Raw genomic sequence first — 15,670 nt, forward strand, 5'->3', positions numbered from 1 at the left:
CACCAAATTCATAGGAACGTATATTCCTTGGTATTACTAATCCTTCATTACTAGATAAAGTGCTATTTAGGTTGAAGTATTGAATACGTCATATGAACTGAGCGCAGGCGCCTTACAAGGGGGCAGCTGGAACCATAAGACTGGCAACGAAGCTTGTCAGGCTTATGGGAGGGCACTGAAAAAGTTCTTTTTTATAGTAAGAACTAGTTGATTGTAGTGAAGAGCGGCGACTCCAGCGGGAACAGCGCGAGCTGAAGACCCCGCAGGAAGAGCCGTTACGAAGAACGGCTCTTGCGAGCAAAAGCGCTAGCGTTGGGAGCACGGGGCAAGAATGCCTTAATTTCTGCAAAGAACGCAGAAATACGGCCAATCGAACCCTCTGCTGTTCGATTGGCTGAAGCCGTGCCCGCGGAAAGCGTCCGCTCGGAACGGAAATCAACGGGATTGAAGGAAATCGTACTTTTTCAGTGCCTTAGTTTATCGCGGAAGGCATCCCTGAAGCGCCGAAGCGTTATTGAATGGAATCATTTAGCTCAATCTATATAGTTAATTTTCAACAGGACTAAATGTAATCTCCACTTTTCCCCAGCAGAATAACGTCTTTGATACAAGTGTACATCATAATTATGTTCAAATTATGTCACAGAAATTAAAACTTCTTCTCTATATGACAACTAATACTAGTGCTCCTTTAACGTGTAAGGTACATTAACGATAATAGATAGCTTGTTTCAACGTTAAAATATGCATCATTAAGGGAGAACTTTGTTAATGGCTACGAAAATCGCTTGGATTACTGATACAGCTGCACAACTAGACGAATCTTTTATACGAAAACATAACGTACATATATTACCATTGAGTATCGTATTTGCTGATGTTGTTTTTAAAGAAACAGTCGATATGACACAGGAAGAGTTTTACGACAAATTACGTGTTGCCAAAAATCCCCCCAAAACATCCCAACCCGCTATTGGTGAAATGGTTGCCCTTTATGAAAAACTACAGGAGCAAGGCTATGATTGCGCAATTGCCTTGCATGTGTCTAGCGGCCTATCCGGCACATTTGATAGCTCGCAAACAGCTGCACAAATGGTAGACTTCAAGGTCTATCCAATTGACTCGAAAATCGGCTCCTATCCGATGATCAAAATGATTGAAATTGGCAATGAACTACTAGAACAGGGACATGACATTAAAGAAGTCGTTGCAGCCATCAAAAAAATGACGGAAAATTCCAAGTTATCCTTCATACCTGCTAATCTAAATCAGCTCCATAAAAGCGGTCGTGTCTCTGGAACACAAGCATTTCTAAGTAATTTGCTAAATATTAAAGTGGTCATCTCGTTTGAAGATGGAAAACCAGTGATGAAAGAAAAAGTTCGTGCCAATAAACGAGCTAAAATAAATGTGACAGATTTACTGCGCAGCGACATGGAAAATAGCAGCATCCCAGAAATCGCAGTGATCCACTGTAACAATGTAATGAATGCTGAAAGTTGGAAAGAAGAGCTATTGCAGGAATTCCCAAACTTGAAAGTACAAGTTCTCCCCCTCAGCGTCTGTGTGGGCGTACATGCAGGTGAAGGTACTACTGGGCTAAGCTGGGTGAGGTATTAAAATGTAGGAACTAGTTTATGTTTACGAAAATAATAAGCTGACTGCCTTGTACTAGTCGGCAATCGGCTTATTTTGGATTGTAATTGGATGTCCATTCTTCTATGATATAACAGCTTTATCGTTACATTTTATTCACATACCTTGTTCCCTTTCTTGTATCCACTCCCCTTTCTACTCTTATCGGCTGTCCTAATTAGTAGCCTTCATTATCTATATCGCCACATTTTTTACGCCCTATATGATAAATAATTATTTCCGATTTATTGAATAGGTTTAAGCTTGTTCAATATCTGGACATTAGATTGCAACTTTCCGAGCACTAATCCGTCCAATTGATATGGTATGATAGTGAGATGCGAGGTGATACCTATGACAATACGCTATCCGAACGGCAAGAAATATATACCCATTCAGAAGATAGGCCATCAAAAAAAAGTCGATCTTTCATTCAGTAACCGAGGGAAGTCATTGGAAGATGAATTGAATGAAACGAATGAGTTCTATTTAAGTCGCGGCATTGCTGTCATCCATAAGAAACCCGTTCCAATCCAAGTCGTAAACGTGAATTATCCGGAGCGAAGTGCCGCTGTCATAACCGAAGCCTATTTTAGGACACCGTCTACAACTGACTTTAACGGAGTATGGCAAGGGAACTATATTGATTTCGAAGCAAAAGAAACCAAGAGTGCGACATCTTTTCCATTGCAAAATATTCATGACCATCAAGTGGAACATATGCAATCTGTGTCAAAGCAAGGTGGAGTTGTTTTTTTCATTGTCAAATTCACTTCGCTTGACCGCTATTTTATCGTCCCTTATGATAATTTTGAGAAATATTGGGAAAGAATGAAAAAAGGTGGAAGAAAATCGATCACACTTATAGAGTTTGAGACCATGTCCTTGGAGATTCTACCACGTTTCAATCCAAGGCTCGATTATTTAAAAGCGGTGTCTATTATGACAACGACATCAAACAATGCAACTGAAAGGCAGGAAGATGTATGAGCGATAATATAAATTCAAGAGCTGGACGCCGGAAAAACATTGAGGCAGAACGCGCAAAGAAAAAAAGTAAAAAGACGAATAAGGGAAAAGGCATCATTAAGAAGATAGTTCTGGCAATCGTCGCCATCGGAGTTGCCATACTAGTTGGCGGCGCGGGCTTATTCGCTTTTTATGCAAGTTCTGCACCTGATCTCGACGAAAACCTTTTAAAAGACCCCTTATCATCTGATTTACTTGATATCCACGGTGATGTCTTCATGAAATCGGGCGCTGAAAAAAGGGAGTTCGTTCCCTACGCTGAAATCCCGGACCCGATGCAAGATGCAATACTTGCAACGGAAGACGTCCGTTTCTATTCCCACCACGGGATGGATTTTTGGAGGCTTGGTGGTGCAGTCATCGCGAACTTTAGAAGTGGTTTCGGTTCTCAAGGAGCGAGCACACTTACCCAACAGGTCATTAAGAACTCATTCCTGTCAGAAGAGAAAACGTTAAAAAGGAAGGCACAAGAAGCATGGCTCGCTTTCCAGCTTGAACGTAAGTATGAAAAAGAAGAAATCTTTGAAATGTACTTTAATAAGATTCTGATGTCCGGAAATAACTACGGATTTGGAACAGCTTCAAAATACTTTTATGGTAAAAATCTGAATGAACTTGAACTACACGAAGTCGCTATGTTAGCAGGACTTCCACAAAGTCCAAACGGATACAATCCTTATAAAAACCCGGCTCGTGCTAAAAAACGACGCAATATCGTACTTGGGCTAATGTACCAGCATAAAAAAATTACTAAAGTCGAAATGGAAGCAGCACAGGCGATGCCAGTCACAGGAACATTACTGGCTGACGACAAAAGACAGGTTAGCAACACAAAATACCCAGCTTATGTCGATCTTGTGCTCTCTGAATTGGAAGAAGCGGGTATGTCACACTTGCTTGCTGAAGGCGTAAAAATTCAAACGAATTTGGATCCTGCAGCTCAGCAATCTGTGGAGAATGCATTAAATACGAACGATTTATATGAATCCGAAAAAATGCAAGCCGGAATGACCGTTCTTGATACCAAAACGGGTGCAATCGTTGCAGTCGGTGGAGGGCGTAATTATTCTGGAACGGACTGGAACTTTGCTACAGACCAAAAACGTCAACCCGGATCGGTGATTAAACCGATTCTCTCTTACGGCCCAGCCATCGAAAACCTTAGCTGGTCAACAGGAAATACGGTCGTAGATGAACCTTACAACTATAAAGGGACAGATAAAGCCATTCGGAACGTCGACGGTAAATATCAAGGGACCATGACAATTCGAGAAGCATTATACAAATCCCGCAACATTCCTGCAGTAAAAGTGTTTGAAGAGGTCGGAACTGCAAAGGCAGGCGCTTTTGCGAAAGGGCTCGGACTTCCGTTTGATAAATTGAATTCTTCCAATGCACTTGGCGGCGGAGAATATGATTTTTCTACACTTCAAATGGCAGGAGCCTATTCAGCCTTTGGTAACGGTGGGAATTACACAAAACCGTATGCCATCAAGGAAATTATTTTTAGAGATGGAAAAAAAGCACCTAACATGACACCAAAATCAGAAACAGTCATGAAAGATTCGACTGCATATATGGTAACGGACATTTTACGTGAAGTATTAACAGCCGGAACAGGAACCAAAGCAGCTATTTCAGGTCTGGATATTGCCGGTAAAACCGGGACAACAAACTATCCATCTGAAATCATAACAAAGAACGGCTTGAAAAATTCAGACGTTCCCGATTCATGGTTTGCTGGCTATACGACAGATTACACAATTGCCGTATGGGGTGGTTACGAGAAATATGCAACACCTATCACTACATTCGATAAAGGCAGGTATGTCCCTCAAAATCTGTTTCGCATGGTCATGAGTGACATTTCTGCTGGGAAAAATACATCACGGTTCCAAAAACCTGACTCTGTGGAGGAAGCGACGATTGAATACGGTTCAAATCCACTTGTTTTAGCAAGTCGGACGACACCTAGCAATAGGAAGCGTACAGAACTATTCGTCAGAGGAACTGCGCCCGTAGAAGTTGCTGAAGAAGAAATTATCGAACTTGAAGCACCAAATAGTTTGGCTGCTCAATATAATGAAGAAACGAGTTCTATTGATTTAAACTGGTCCCATAATGCTCCAGTTTCGGAAGCTATCATAGGCAATGTAGAGTTCACCGTATTAGTGGGTGTGGATGGTAGCGATATGCAAGAAATGACAACGACAACAGACACGTCAGTTACATTCTCAGGAGCCGAAGCTGGTCGGAAATATACGTTCTCCGTCGTTGCTAAACTCGACGACTTAGTTAGTAGTCCAGCTACTACGACCGTTCAGATTGAAGAGGTTACCGAAGAAGTCCCAGTACCTGATGAAGAAATTGATACTGAAAACCCAGATGGTGAAGACTGGAACAATGGCAATAACGGTAACGACTGGAACAACGGCAATAACGGTAACAATGACAACAACGGTAATAACGGTAATAACGGCAACAATGGTAATGGCGGTAACGAGGGTACGCCCCCCGATGATGGGACCGGCACCCCGGTTCCACCAGAACCAGGAACCGGGACTGATGGAACCACTACTGATGACGGTACTGGTTCCCCGTAACTAAACTAAAAAGCAGAAAGCGAAATGCCTAATCAGCATTTCGCTTTCTGCTTTTTTATTTCTTTTGTATCGCCAATCTGGCAACTTTCTTTTTGGTTTCTGTAAATAGAGCATCCAGTTGAACATGAGCGTAATGGCTCGTTATTTTATCTTTCACAAATTCGAAACGCTCTATGCCATTCAGTGGAAGTAACGTATAAACAACCTTTCCTATACGGTCATCTAACACTTTCCCACCTTGTTCAAGTAATTCACTATAATTGTCAATCGCCACATTCATCAACTCAACTGCTTGATGATCTTTTTGGTCATAAAAAGCTTCAATTTGATCCCGTACTGTTTCCCATTGATCAAAATAAGGTGCCAGTAGCTCCTTACTTATACGATTTACTTCATTTGGCATTTGCTTTCATCCTCTTCTTCCCTTCCCTGCATAACGGCAGGAGTGGACAAACATTACATCCGGGATTTTGCGCTTTACAATGATACCTTCCGAAAAAAATGATTTGATGATGCGTATCTGTCCATTTTTCCATTGGTGTCCAGCGCATGATTTTTTCTTCAACAGCTAGTACTGAATCTTTCCACCTGTTCATACCAAGTCGCTTCGCTACACGCTCTAGATGTGTATCGATAGCAATAGCAGGTATGCCAAATGCATTCGATACGACAACATTCGCCGTTTTTCGGCCAACGCCTGGTAACGTCATCATAACGTCACGATTAGCCGGTACTTCCCCATCAAAATTATCAATAAGCATTTGACTTAGGGCTTGAATATTTTTCGCCTTATTGCGGAATAATCCAATCGACCTGATATCCGTTTGTAGTTCCTCGACATCAACCGCTAGATAATCTTCAGGTGTTTTATATTTTTTAAACAGCTCCGCCGTCACCCGATTCACGAGAACATCCGTACATTGGGCAGATAGCAGCGTTGCTATTGTCAATTCAAAAGGATTGTCATGCACCAGTTCACAATGTGCATCTGGGAACATTTCGCCAAATTGTTCAAGGCAAAATTCCCATTGTTTTTTTGTCAGCATGTACTCCCACCTAATCCCGTTCTTCCAGCCAGTTATAGAAAGGAACACGTTTTACCGAAACAGTTTTTTCTGGCTGCTGTGACGGACGTGTTCCTACGGTCCGGAATGACTTTGTTTGACGTTCAACATCAGACAATGTCTTAACATTTTTCTTTTTCCACTCAAAAAGAATCCGATCGATATACCGGAGACTTAATTTTTGTGCTATGACAGCTTCTTTTAATGCTGCACGGATAATTTCGACTGTATGTCCATCGTCATCCAGCCACATCGTGATTGATTCGCACTCCATTGGTGACAGAAAGCGTCCAAACTCTTGTTCAAACAGCGAAAAAATTTCTCCTTCCGCATTCTTATGGGTCTCTTCCTCAGCCTCATTCGTTGCGAATGCAATCTGATCGACTAATCGATCCCACAATGGCTGCAAAGAAAAAGTTTCATGTAAAACCCCTTTTTGATCTTCACTTTGACCAATTCGGAGTAAACCGTGTTGCATTAAACGTTGTAAAACCATGGATACTTCATTTTCCGTTAAATCCATACGACTTGCAAACTCGTTAGGAGTTGGGAAATGATTGCCCTCGGATTTATATGCTGTCATATGCATGATTAGCATTGCGTCCAAATCTTTGATCCCGAGACTTTTATAATTGTGAAAAAAGAGCTGGGAAATGTTTACATTCCCCTGCTCAATCCAAATTCGGAGCCGTTCTTCGTGTTGCATGTCCGAACTCCTCTCTTCTATTTAGGTATTAAGGATACAATCTGTTCAATAGACGTGGGAACGGAATCGTTTCACGTACGTGTTCTACACCGGAAATCCAAGCGACAGTACGTTCAAGTCCGAGCCCAAATCCTGAATGCGGTACTGCCCCATATTTACTAAGGTCCAAGTACCATTCATAAGCAGACTCATCTAGGTTATGCTCTTTAATTCGTTGTTTCATCAGCTCATAGTCATGAACTCGTTCAGAACCACCGATGATTTCTCCGTAACCTTCAGGAGCTATCAAATCCGCACACAAGACAACGTCGTCTCGGTCAGGATGTGGTTGCATGTAGAACGGCTTGATGCCGATTGGGTAATGTGTGATGAATACTGGCATATCATAACTTTCAGCAATCGCTGTTTCGTGCGGCGCTCCAAAATCTTCTCCCCATTTAATGTCATCAAAGCCGTTATCATTCAGGAATTTGATGGCATCATCGTATGAAATACGTGGGAATGGCGCTTGAATTTTTTCAAGCTTAGACAAATCACGATCAAGTCTTTCTAGTTCAATTGGACAGTTTTGTAGCACTGATTGAATAACATGCGTCACATACTGCTCCTGTACAACCAAGCTTTCTTCAAACTCAACGAAAGCCATTTCAGGTTCAATCATCCAAAACTCAATCAAATGACGGCGTGTTTTTGATTTTTCTGCACGGAATGTCGGCCCAAATGAGAACACTTTTCCAAGTGCCATAGCCGCAGCTTCCATGTAGAGCTGACCTGATTGTGAAAGAAATGCGTCCTCATCAAAATATTTTGTTTTGAACAGTTCAGATGTCCCTTCTGGTGAAGAACCTGTCAAAATGGGAGGATCTACTTTAACAAATCCGTTCATATGGAAAAACTCATACGTTGCACGAATTACTTCGTCGCGGATTTTCATAACAGCATGCTGTTTACGAGACCGGAGCCATAGATGACGGTGGTCCATCAAAAACTCAGTTCCATGTTCTTTCGGTGTGATTGGATAATCGACTGCTTCATGAATAACTTCAATTTCTTTCACTTGTAGTTCATAACCAAATGTAGAACGCTCATCTACAGTTACTTCTGCTGTAATATAAAGAGAGCTTTCTTGTGTCATTGATTTTGCTTTTGCAAAAATATCTTCGCCGACAACTTCTTTAACTACGACTCCTTGGACGAATCCCGAACCGTCACGTAGCTGTAGGAAAGCAATTTTTCCGCTAGAGCGTTTATTGGCAAGCCATCCACCGATACGAACTGTTTCACCAGCGTGGTTTGGCATTTCATGTATCATGATTGTTTTCATAATAACCTCCGAAAGTTAAACTTCTCTATTTTTTAAAAGACATGAAAGTATAAGTTTTTCAACTGGAGTAGTGTCCAGACTCCAGCGTCCAGCCCCTTGGCCCACAGGACGTGGGTTATGTAGCTGTTGCGACAGGATGTCGCGATCCTAAGATGCCTACTACTGTCGCTTCAGGCCTTAAGTTTTAAGGCCCTCCAGCGCTTGTCGGATCTACCAAGGCATTTGTGCTTTTCTTATTCTTTCCAATTTGCTTCTACAAATGCATGAATACGTCGAATTGCTTCTTCAAGTAATTCGATTGATGTTGCATAAGACAACCTAATAGTATCCGGAGAACCAAAACCAGATCCAGGGATTACAGCGACATTTGCTGTCGTCAATAATGCTGCTGCGAAATCATCCACATTCGCAAACCCTGTTTTCTTAACTGCTTCTGATACATCCGGAAGAAGATAGAAAGCGCCTTGCGGCTTAATAACGTTAAACCCAGGAATAGCCGATAGTTGCGGATAGACCTGTTCCAAACGAGACTCAAAAGCTTTACGCATCGTTTCAACTGCATCTTGCGGCCCGTTATAGGCTTCGATTGTCGCATACTGGGAAGTTGTCGTCGGATTTGACGTCGAGTGACTTGCAAGATCTGTCATCGCATTAACAACTTCTGCATCACCCGCTATATAACCAATCCGCCAGCCAGTCATTGAATGTGATTTGGATACGCCATTAATAAGCAGTGTCCTTTTTTTCGCGTCATCGGAGAGCTGGGCAATGGAAACATGTTTTGCCCCATCATATACAAGTTTTTCATAAATTTCATCCGAAATGATCCAGATGTCTTTGTCTTGACAAACATCGGCAATTTGCTGTAATTCTTCTTTTGAGTAAATCATGCCTGTCGGATTTCCCGGCGAGTTGATGATGACTGCTTTTGTTTTAGATGTAACCGCGTCACGGATTTGCTGGGCCGTCACTTTAAATTGTGCTGCCGCAGTCCCTTCGATATGTACAGGAACTCCTCCTGCTAACTTCACTTGTTCTGGATAACTGACCCAATAAGGCGATGGAATGATTACTTCATCGTCCGGATTGAGAATAACTTGGAACAAAGTATATAGTACATGCTTTGCACCAATCCCAATCATGATTTCTTTTCTAGAATAGTCTAATCCCTGGTCTTTTTGTAGCTTTTGAATGATGGCATCTTTTAGAGCAGGCAGACCACCGGCAGGCGTATATTTCGTCTTGCCTTCTTTCATCGATGTATACGCCGCTTCAATAATGTTAGCAGGTGTATTATAATCAGGCTCTCCCGCTCCAAGACCAATTACATCTATACCTGATTCCTTCATTTCTTTCGCTTTTGCCGTTATGGCAAGCGTCGTTGATGGCGAAAGAGTATTCACCCTGGATGCTAATGATTTCGTCAATTGTATCGCTCCCTTAGAGATTCAATATTCGTTTCCACCATTGACCGTTCTCGAAAAACACATAAACGTAATTAAGTTTTCCGTTATCACTTTTAAATGCGACTTCCCAAACTGGGCCCTCTTCCTCTTGGCCAAGCTTTACATGAAGAACTTTTTTTACATCCAGTTCCTTTTTGACGTTTGCAACAGCCTTTTCTGCCGAAATCCCATCCGTCAACTTCACTTCTTTAAAACCATCTTTTGAGTTTTCATCAACGAAGACCGCTTTTTCTTTGCCATCCGCGTCCACACCGAATACCGTTACAGTCGGAATTGTACCATTGAAAACATCAGCAGAACTTACTGATGCGAGTTGTCCCGATTGAACCGCGGATTCGATTGCTGCCTTTTTAGCCGCCGAAAAAGGTTTTTCGGCATTAACTAAAACCATGACGGTGATGACCGAAGTTAACATTATAAGGAAGACGACGATGAATTTAATCCAATTCAGCATAAATCTTCACGTCCTGTACGTCGTAAAAATGTTTTTTTCGAATCATTATGACTCGCTTCCTTTAAGATACCTATTCATTATAGCAATTTTCGAGTTCATTAACCATATGTTCGAGTGACACTTTTTTCACAGGTACATTTGGAAATGCCTCCAAGAAACGCGGGCCATACGACTTTGTTTCAATCCGCCTATCCAAAATAATGAAAAAGCCCTTATCTGAAGATGAACGAATGAGTCTGCCGAAACCTTGCCGTAATCGCATAACCGCTTCTGGTAATGCATGCTCAGTGAATGGATTCAGCCCAGAAGCCGTCAGCTTAGCTGCCTTCGCCTTGTAAACTGGCTCTTCTGGGGATGAAAACGGTAGCCTGACGACGATAACGGCAGCCAACGCATCCCCAGGTACGTCAACACCTTCCCAAAAGCTGTTCGTTCCAAATAGAACGGAATTAGTAAACTGCCTGAAAGACTTCAATAATCGGATCCGACTACCTGAACTAATTCCTTGTGCAAACAACGTATAATCCTCTAACTGCTGACTTTCCGATATTAGATCATAGGTTTTTCTGAGCATATCTTGTGAAGTGAACAAGACAAAGAGCCTTCCGCCCGTGGCCAAGACAGTCTGAACGACCGCATCTGTAACGGCTTCGATATAATCTGATTGACTGACTTGCTGAATATCAGGCATATCATTAACAATGAATACTTCCGCACCTTCATAGAAATGAGCAGGCGCATCAAATGTTAAGAGTGGTATAGAATCAGTGATACCCAGCTGTCTTGCAATGAAACGCTCATTTTCCGGAATCGCAAGTGTTCCAGATGTCCACACAATGCCGGTTTGTTCATCCTTCAGCCTGTCAATGAGCGCACGAATCAGCCCAGATCCATCTAGTGAACGTTTGATAACAGTTAGACTCCCCGGAATACTGCGCATATCTTTTTCCATCCAAACTGTAAAATCATCTAAATTTTCATCTACAAAGACTTCAACCCATTCTCCCGCTTTGATGGTCATTTCACGGACCCAAAAATCCCATTCCGAAAGTAGTGCCTGTTCATTCTTGGTCATATTGTCAAGATGAATTGCTAAGCCACTTGTGAACAATTCAGCTTGATGAATGTAGTCTGACATCGCTTCAGCAACTTTTAAAAAATCGTTTCTACCATAGTTCAGTTCAGCTAACGAATAAATGATTCTGTTGCCCTGTTGCTTCTTGCGCTTTGCAGGGTTAAATGTAGTCAAGATGCCTACCGCATAATCGAACAATGTCAAAAATTTCATGAATGCAGAATCCAACTGAGCTCTACTGCGAGATTGATTTGTTCCGAATTGAGTATTAAGCCTATCAACCTGATGCAACAGTTGTCCCGTCGCATCAGACGTTATTTGTCCCATTACATACTTCCAATTCGTGTAGGAAAATACGGTTTCATTCATAAATGTTGCCGCTTGAACAAATTGATGGGCCTCATCGACAATGAGTCCAGCGAGTGAGCTGAAAATCTTTTTCTCTCTATTCATATCAGAAAGGAGCATGGAATGGTTTGTAATGATTAAATTTGAATGTCCGCATCTTTCCAGCAACCTGTAATGATAATCAGCAACTTGTTCATCTTTTGCAAGCACATTGGACCGCTTTCGAATTCGGTCTACAAACAGCTGGCCTCCACCCGATACATTCAGTTCTTCCAAATCACCTGACACAGTTTCCGTAAGCCAGACAAGCGTTTGCATGATGGCAAACGTTTCATCGTACGACTCATCAGCAATTCGTAGCAGTTCCTCGAATTTACCAAGTGAAATGTATTGTTCTCTACCTTTCAATACGGTCGCAGTCACATCAAATCCAAGTATTAGTCTGGCTTTACCTAGTTCTTCGTCCAATATTTTATCAGCAAGATGATTGGTGTATGTACTGATAACCACTGGTTTCCCAATCGCTATTGAATGAATTGCTGCTGGTAAGAGATAAGCCATGGTTTTTCCGATTCCAGTCGGCACTTCTGCAATAATTTCTGATTGTCCAGACAATGCATGCCAAACTGTATCCATAAATCCAAATTGCGATTCCCTTCGCTCAAAATCAGGATAAGCTTTTTTCAATTGAGCAGTTTTCTCCTGATTGTCAATTGGGTACACAGGATGATCAAAGTGATTATCCCTTGCAATGGACATATTCCGATAAGGGATTCCCCGGAAAAATGAATAATCCGGGTTTACTTTTTTCATCCGCGCCATTTTTAACGCTTCGTAGAAAAGGGTCGAAAGATCGGATTTCAATCGAAACGATCTACGGTGCAGAAGATTCAGCGTATCCTCTGGTAATGTATGCAATTTAGCCATGCAAATAAGAAACAGCTTTGCAGTCGCCTCTGCATCATCATCAGCGCGATGGGCCGACCCCAGCGGTATCCCAAGCTCTTCAGTAATATCTTGTAACCTGTAACTTGGAGCGGATGGGATTAAGATTTTAGAAAGTTCAACCGTGTCGATTTTCTTCCCTGCCCACTTACCAACACCGCATCTCGCAAACTCACTTTGGAGGAAAGACAAGTCGAAGTCAGTATTATGTGCTATAAATACCGTCCCTTCCAAAAGGGTGGCAACTTCTGCCGCAATTTCATCAAAAAACGGTGCGTCTTTCACGTCTTCATCGGAAATAGCCGTCAATTGACGGATGAAAGCTGGGATTTTTTGTCCTGGATTTACAAAACGGACATACTTCTCCCCAATTATTCCATCTTTTATAAACACAATCGCGATTTGAATCATCCGATCCCCTTTAGCCGGTGAATGGCCGGTTGTTTCAAGATCGACGACTGCATACGTTTTGTTGTGCATTCAATCATCAACTTCCTGTTTAACATACTACTGCAGATTGTATCACATTCTGGCTTTCGAGTCGGTACTAAGCCCATATATATGTTGAACAAATGAATACTTCAATCAACTGAACCAAGACACCTTATAAGGGTCAGCCGAGAGCGGTGGCAAATTCAATGAAGTACTTTATTTCAATATATACAAATTGACAAGAAATATAAAAGGCTCATTCGGAATCATGCGTACCGATTCAAAATGAGCCCTCTTTAATTAGATAGTCATACCTTGTTTTTCGCGAATAACTTCTTTCACTCGGTTTTTTTCATCCATGATAAGAACGGTCGGTTCATGCGTACGCGCTTCTTCATCCGTCACATAGACGTAAGATAGGATGATAACGATATCGCCACGCTGCACTAGTCGTGCAGCCGCACCGTTGACGCAAATAACACCGCTCCCGCGTTCCCCTGCAATGATATACGTTTCAAAGCGTGAACCATTATTGTTGTTAACTACATGTACTTTCTCATTTGGCAACATACCTGCTGCGTCGAGGAGATCAGCGTCAATCGTAATGCTCCCGACATAGTTTAAATCAGCCTCTGTTACAGTTGCTCGGTGTAATTTACTGTTCATCATCATTCTGAACATGATAACCATCCTTTGTTGACATAATAGTATTATCTATTAACCTTGTTCTTCCGAATTTCACAGCGCATGCAAGAATCGCCTCGTCTGACGAATCATCGTATTCTGTAAGTTCCGGGTAAGACAGCAGCGAAACATAATCCATTATGCCCGAACTATTTTCCGTAATATAAGCTGTGATTTCCCGTTCAATTTCATTGATCGAAACACCTTCATTAAACAACAATACACCCTTTTTAAGTGCTTGCTGGATAATTGGTGCCTCTGCACGTTCCATCTGAGTAAGATTGACATTCCTAGAACTTTTCGCAAGGCCATCTTTCTCGCGTACAATAGGAACCCGTTCAATTGACGTTCTCAAGTTATAATCACGAACAAACGTCTCAATAATCGCCAGTTGCTGCGCGTCTTTCATACCAAAATATGAACGGTCCGGGTCAACAATATTAAAAAGTTTCAAGACAACTTTCAGAACGCCGTCGAAATGACCGGGACGGGATGCTCCGCATAGAACTTTTGACTGAGGTCCCGGCAAGATGCGAACACCGCCGTCTTGCGGGTACATTTCTTCTGAAGTCGGCATGAACAAAATGTCGACCCCTCCCTCTTTAGCCAGACTTTCATCACGTTCTACATCACGAGGATAGGCTTCAAAATCTTCTCCAGGGCCAAACTGTGCTGGATTGACAAAAATACTCATGACAACGATATCATTGTGCTCTCTTGCATGCTTCACAAGCGTCAAGTGACCTTCGTGTAAAAACCCCATCGTTGGCACGAATCCTACTGTACGACCCTCGCGTTTATTACGATCAATCATACCTTGCAGGGTCTCAATCGAGTGAACGACCGCCATTTCAATTGCCATCCGTATTGCCTCCGTATAACGCCGTTAATTCTTCCTCTTTCATCGTAAAACGATGGCGTTCTGCCGGGAATGACCCATCTTTCACTGACGACACATACTTTTTCAAACCTTCATGGATAACTGTTCCAACATCCGCAAACGCCTCAACAAATTTCGGGACGTGATGACTGCCATACTTCACAGTGTCATGGTATACAAGTACTTGGCCATCCGTTCCCGCTCCTGCACCAATGCCGATTATTGGTATCGAAACTGCTGCAGCAACTTGTTCCCCGAGCTGATAAGGAATACATTCTAAAACGATCATAAATGCCCCTGCTGCTTCACACGCACGTGCATCATCTATAAGTTGCTGAGCCGCTTCCGCCGTCTTCCCTTGTACTTTATAACCGCCGACAACGGATGCCGACTGAGGCAATAGACCAAGATGTGCCACAATCGGAATTCCTGTTCCAGTTAGGAGGCGAATCGTATCGACCACGTTCCCTGCACCCTCAAGCTTTAATGCATTAGCACCTGTTTGTTGAAAAATGTGGACCGCATCTGTTAGTGTTCTGTCTGCGCTACCGTGATAAGATCCGAATGGCATGTCAACAACAAGAAACGTCTCCTTCGCCCCTCTTCTAGTCGCGCTGCCATGATGGATCATGTCTTCCGTGGTAACCGCGATTGTCGAATCATAGCCGAGAACGACCATTCCTAGTGAGTCACCCACGAGAATAATATCGACTCCCGCCTCCTCCGCAAGTTTTGCTGATGGATAATCATAAGCCGTCAGCATGACAATCTTTTCATTGGCCTTTTTCATTTTGATAAAATCAACTGTGCTTTTCATAGTATTATTCCCCTCTCTTTGAGAAGAAACCGGATATAAAAACCCTTCTGCGCCAAAAAATGGACAGAAGGGTTGTATCATCTTGTGATGGTTTCCTCCGTCCCTGTCTTTTAGTAAAGATCAAGGCAGATCATATTGAATTTAAGTTTACCGAAATTTCTAACAGGTGCAGTTCACACTAGATACCGCCCTTCGAAACTACTATAAC

General features: G+C 42.3%; 13 protein-coding genes. 3 read left to right on the forward strand and 10 right to left on the reverse strand.

Features of this window, described 5'->3' with window-relative positions; genetic code table 11:
* Positions 1-771: 771 nt before the first annotated feature.
* The 3 genes from MKX62_RS21450 to MKX62_RS21460 all read left to right on the forward strand — a co-directional run bounded on the left by MKX62_RS21450 (position 772) and on the right by MKX62_RS21460 (position 5,267).
* Positions 772-1,620, forward strand: a complete 849-nt coding sequence (locus MKX62_RS21450; RefSeq protein WP_067210300.1) for a DegV family protein — start codon at positions 772-774, stop codon at positions 1,618-1,620.
* Between the two features lie 369 nt (positions 1,621-1,989).
* The gene (recU, locus tag MKX62_RS21455; RefSeq protein WP_067210303.1) at positions 1,990-2,625 is read left to right on the forward strand and encodes a Holliday junction resolvase RecU; all 636 of its coding nucleotides are present in this window, start codon (positions 1,990-1,992) and stop codon (positions 2,623-2,625) included.
* Positions 2,622-5,267: a transglycosylase domain-containing protein gene (locus MKX62_RS21460; RefSeq protein WP_187045114.1), complete on the forward strand. Its 2,646-nt coding sequence runs from the start codon at positions 2,622-2,624 to the stop codon at positions 5,265-5,267. The genes recU and MKX62_RS21460 overlap by 4 nt, the downstream gene beginning before the upstream one ends.
* 55 nt (positions 5,268-5,322) lie before the next feature.
* Here the strand turns inward: MKX62_RS21460 and MKX62_RS21465 are convergent, their stop codons facing one another.
* The 10 genes from MKX62_RS21465 to panB form a co-directional block, all read right to left on the reverse strand.
* Entirely contained in the window at positions 5,323-5,670 is a 348-nt protein-coding gene (locus MKX62_RS21465) for a YpoC family protein (RefSeq protein ID WP_340742308.1), read from the reverse strand.
* A complete protein-coding gene (nth, locus tag MKX62_RS21470; RefSeq protein WP_067210310.1) occupies positions 5,660-6,313 on the reverse strand; it encodes an endonuclease III in 654 nt (217 codons plus the stop codon). Before nth ends, MKX62_RS21465 begins: the two co-directional genes overlap by 11 nt.
* A 10-nt stretch (positions 6,314-6,323) precedes the next feature.
* Positions 6,324-7,037, reverse strand: coding sequence for a DnaD domain-containing protein (locus MKX62_RS21475; protein WP_067210312.1), 714 nt, complete (start codon positions 7,035-7,037; stop codon positions 6,324-6,326).
* Between the two features lie 28 nt (positions 7,038-7,065).
* Positions 7,066-8,361: an asparagine--tRNA ligase gene (gene asnS, locus MKX62_RS21480; RefSeq protein ID WP_067210314.1), complete on the reverse strand. Its 1,296-nt coding sequence runs from the start codon at positions 8,359-8,361 to the stop codon at positions 7,066-7,068.
* Positions 8,362-8,594: 233 nt separating this feature from the next.
* Positions 8,595-9,788 (reverse strand): pyridoxal phosphate-dependent aminotransferase, encoded by a 1,194-nt coding sequence (locus MKX62_RS21485; protein ID WP_340742309.1) that lies wholly within the window; start codon positions 9,786-9,788, stop codon positions 8,595-8,597.
* A 13-nt stretch (positions 9,789-9,801) separates the two neighbouring features.
* Complete coding sequence (locus MKX62_RS21490; RefSeq protein WP_187045116.1) at positions 9,802-10,281, reverse strand: cell wall elongation regulator TseB-like domain-containing protein; 480 nt, start codon at positions 10,279-10,281, stop codon at positions 9,802-9,804.
* 70 nt (positions 10,282-10,351) lie between these two features.
* The gene (gene dinG / locus MKX62_RS21495; RefSeq protein ID WP_340742310.1) at positions 10,352-13,129 is read right to left on the reverse strand and encodes an ATP-dependent DNA helicase DinG; all 2,778 of its coding nucleotides are present in this window, start codon (positions 13,127-13,129) and stop codon (positions 10,352-10,354) included.
* A 252-nt stretch (positions 13,130-13,381) separates the two neighbouring features.
* Positions 13,382-13,762 carry an aspartate 1-decarboxylase gene (gene panD / locus MKX62_RS21500; RefSeq protein WP_340742311.1) on the reverse strand — a complete coding sequence of 127 codons (381 nt, stop codon included), beginning with the start codon at positions 13,760-13,762 and terminating at the stop codon, positions 13,382-13,384.
* Positions 13,737-14,615, reverse strand: a complete 879-nt coding sequence (gene panC, locus MKX62_RS21505; protein WP_340742619.1) for a pantoate--beta-alanine ligase — start codon at positions 14,613-14,615, stop codon at positions 13,737-13,739. The genes panD and panC overlap by 26 nt, the downstream gene beginning before the upstream one ends.
* A gap of 1 nt (position 14,616) precedes the next feature.
* On the reverse strand, positions 14,617-15,462 hold the full coding sequence (gene panB, locus MKX62_RS21510) for a 3-methyl-2-oxobutanoate hydroxymethyltransferase (RefSeq protein ID WP_340742312.1): 846 nt from the start codon (positions 15,460-15,462) through the stop codon (positions 14,617-14,619).
* Positions 15,463-15,670: the final 208 nt, after the last annotated feature.

The sequence above is a fragment of the Sporosarcina sp. FSL K6-5500 genome (assembly GCF_038005665.1).
Lineage (GTDB): Bacteria > Bacillota > Bacilli > Bacillales_A > Planococcaceae > Sporosarcina > Sporosarcina psychrophila.

Excerpts from the sequence above, each read along its gene's own strand:
- MKX62_RS21475 (WP_067210312.1), bottom strand. The coding sequence starts at position 7,037 with ATGCAACACGAAGAACGGCTCCGAATTTGGATTGAGCAGGGGAATGTA.
- panB (WP_340742312.1), bottom strand. The coding sequence starts at position 15,462 with ATGAAAAGCACAGTTGATTTTATCAAAATGAAAAAGGCCAATGAAAAG.
- recU (WP_067210303.1), top strand. The coding sequence starts at position 1,990 with ATGACAATACGCTATCCGAACGGCAAGAAATATATACCCATTCAGAAG.
- panC (WP_340742619.1), bottom strand. The coding sequence starts at position 14,615 with ATGGCGGTCGTTCACTCGATTGAGACCCTGCAAGGTATGATTGATCGT.
- nth (WP_067210310.1), bottom strand. The coding sequence starts at position 6,313 with ATGCTGACAAAAAAACAATGGGAATTTTGCCTTGAACAATTTGGCGAA.
- MKX62_RS21490 (WP_187045116.1), bottom strand. The coding sequence starts at position 10,281 with ATGCTGAATTGGATTAAATTCATCGTCGTCTTCCTTATAATGTTAACT.
- MKX62_RS21465 (WP_340742308.1), bottom strand. The coding sequence starts at position 5,670 with ATGCCAAATGAAGTAAATCGTATAAGTAAGGAGCTACTGGCACCTTAT.
- MKX62_RS21450 (WP_067210300.1), top strand. The coding sequence starts at position 772 with ATGGCTACGAAAATCGCTTGGATTACTGATACAGCTGCACAACTAGAC.
- asnS (WP_067210314.1), bottom strand. The coding sequence starts at position 8,361 with ATGAAAACAATCATGATACATGAAATGCCAAACCACGCTGGTGAAACA.
- panD (WP_340742311.1), bottom strand. The coding sequence starts at position 13,762 with ATGTTCAGAATGATGATGAACAGTAAATTACACCGAGCAACTGTAACA.
- dinG (WP_340742310.1), bottom strand. The coding sequence starts at position 13,129 with ATGCACAACAAAACGTATGCAGTCGTCGATCTTGAAACAACCGGCCAT.
- MKX62_RS21460 (WP_187045114.1), top strand. The coding sequence starts at position 2,622 with ATGAGCGATAATATAAATTCAAGAGCTGGACGCCGGAAAAACATTGAG.